This is a genomic window from Streptomyces sp. UH6 (assembly GCF_013421635.1).
Lineage (GTDB): Bacteria > Actinomycetota > Actinomycetes > Streptomycetales > Streptomycetaceae > Streptomyces > Streptomyces abyssomicinicus.
In genome coordinates this window covers 1-2,075 of record NZ_JACADT010000992.1, presented here as the reverse complement: position 1 = coordinate 2,075, position 2,075 = coordinate 1, and the positions used below count along the sequence as shown (strand labels likewise).

Below are 2,075 nucleotides of genomic sequence, written 5' to 3'. Positions count from 1 at the left end.
CACCCCGTACGCACCCGCGATGCCCAGCAGCGGAGCTCCGCGCACCGCCAGCGAACGGATCGCCGCGACCAGCGCCGCCGCGTCCGTACAGACCAGTTCCGACTCCTCCGCCGGCAACCGGGTCTGGTCGAGGAGCACCAGCACCGGCCCCTCAGGAGGTTCCTCCCAGCGCAGCGCCGGGATCATGGGTATGCCGTCGGTCCGTCCACTGCCGCCAGGTCGCACGCCGTGATCCGCCATGCCTGTCAGTCTGCCCCGGATCCGGCGCGCCAAGAAGGCGTTCTCCGCCGCGCACCGCCCACTGTCTCGGTCCCGTCCCGATCGCCCCCGCCCCGCCCATCCGCCGACGTGCACATGGCACGATGACCTGACCTGCGCCGTGATCCGCGGGCAGCACCCTGAAGGAGCGACGATGAACGACTCTCCGGGCTGGACCTCGCCCGGATCATCTCCGGCCGGAAGCCCCGGCGGCGACGAGCCGGGTGCCCAGTGGTCCAAGGAGCAGCCACCCCCCGCCGTCCCGCCCCAGCCCGGACCTCCGGCGGGCCCGTACCCGGGCGCCCCTCAGCAGGGCGGCCCCTACGGCGGTGGCTACGGCGGCCACTACGGCGGCGGTCACCCCGGCGTCCCCAAAGGCCCCTCCTGGGGACCCCCGCCCGCGCCGAAGCCCGGCGTCATCCCGCTGCGCCCGATCGGCCTCGGCGAGATCCTCGACGGCGCCGTCACCACCATGCGCACCTACTGGCGCCCGGTCCTCGGCATCTCCCTGGTCGTCGCCGCGGTCACCCAGACCGTCGTCGTCCTGCTCAACATCTTCCTGCTGAACGACATCACCACCGCGTCCCTGAACGCCGACCCGATCACCATGGGCGGCGAGGAGTACACCTCCCTCATGGGGCAGTCGATGCTCGCCTCGTTCGTCCTGCTGCTGGTCGGCGTGATCGGCCACGCCACGGCGACCGCGCTGCTCACCCCGGTGACCAGCCAGGCCGTCCTCGGCCGGCCCGCGACCGTGCGACAGGCCTGGCGGAGCTCCAAGCCCCAGGCGCTGCGGCTGCTCGGCCTGGTCCTGCTGATCCCCCTGGCCGTCGCGGTGGTCTTCGTCGCCTGCCTGCTCCCCGGCATCCTCGTGGGACTCGGCGGCTCCGCCGTCGGCGGCGGTCTGCTGATCTTCTTCGGCATCTTCCCCGCCGTCGCGCTCTCCGCCTGGATCTACATCCGGTGGGCCCTGTCCTCGCCCGCGCTGATCCTCGAGAAGCAGCCGGTGCTCCGGTCCCTGACCCGCTCGGCCAAGCTGGTGCAGGGCTCCTGGTGGCGGATCTTCGGCATCCTGGCGCTCACCAACCTGATCACCGCCTTCGTCTCCTTCGTCATCGCGGTGCCGTTCGAACTCGTCGGCATGTCGATGAGCGGCATGTCGCTGGGTTCCTTCCTCGGCGGCGGCACGGCCGAATTCGGACCGCTCTACTACGTCTTCACCGGCATCGGCGGCATGTTCGCCACGACCGTCACCCTGCCCATCACCGCAGGCGTGACGGTGCTCCTCTACATCGACCGCCGCATCCGCCGCGAGGCCCTCGACCTGGAACTCGCGCGCGCCTCCGGCTCCGCCCCGGGCGCGGGGAGCTGATGGGGTGAGCTGGGCGGGGGGAATTCCGGCCGCGCTCCTCGCGGCCGCCGCACACACCACGCACGACGGCGAACCTCCGGTCACCCTCCCGCGCGACCCCGCGCGGGAGGAGGCCGAGAGGGAGCTGTCCGAAGGCATCTACCACCAGGACGACCCCGGGTTGTTCCAGCGCGGCCTCAAGTGGGTCTGGGAAGGCGTCTCCGACCTCCTCGACCGGGCCGCCTCCGTCGCTCCCGGCGGACACACCGGCCTGTGGGTCGTCGTCGGTGGCCTGCTGCTCGTCCTGATCCTGCTCGCGATGCGCCTCGGCCTGCCCGGACGCCGCCCGAAGGGCGCCGAGGAGGAAGCCCTCTTCACGGACGGCCCGCGCAGCGCCGCCGAACACCGCGAGGCCGCCGAGGAGGCCGCCGCCCGCGGCGACTGGTCCCGCGCCGTCCAGGAACGC

At 72.7% G+C, this 2,075-nt stretch carries 1 protein-coding gene and 2 pseudogenes; 2 read left to right on the top strand and 1 reads right to left on the bottom strand.

Features of this window, described 5'->3' with window-relative positions; all coding sequences use genetic code 11:
- A pseudogene (locus tag HW445_RS28410) lies at positions 1–240 on the bottom strand (S-methyl-5-thioribose-1-phosphate isomerase); the annotation flags it as partial.
- 172 nt (positions 241–412) lie between these two features.
- Between HW445_RS28410 and HW445_RS28405 the strand changes: the two are divergent.
- Together HW445_RS28405 and HW445_RS28400 are read left to right on the top strand one after the other, a co-directional pair.
- Positions 413–1,630, top strand: coding sequence for a hypothetical protein (locus HW445_RS28405; protein ID WP_180223717.1), 1,218 nt, complete (start codon positions 413–415; stop codon positions 1,628–1,630).
- A 4-nt stretch (positions 1,631–1,634) separates the two neighbouring features.
- Positions 1,635–2,075 (top strand): annotated as a pseudogene (locus HW445_RS28400) (hypothetical protein); the annotation flags it as partial.

What these genes read in the sequence shown, in the direction of transcription:
- HW445_RS28405 (WP_180223717.1), top strand. Translation starts at nt 413, where the DNA reads ATGAACGACTCTCCGGGCTGGACCTCGCCCGGATCATCTCCGGCCGGA.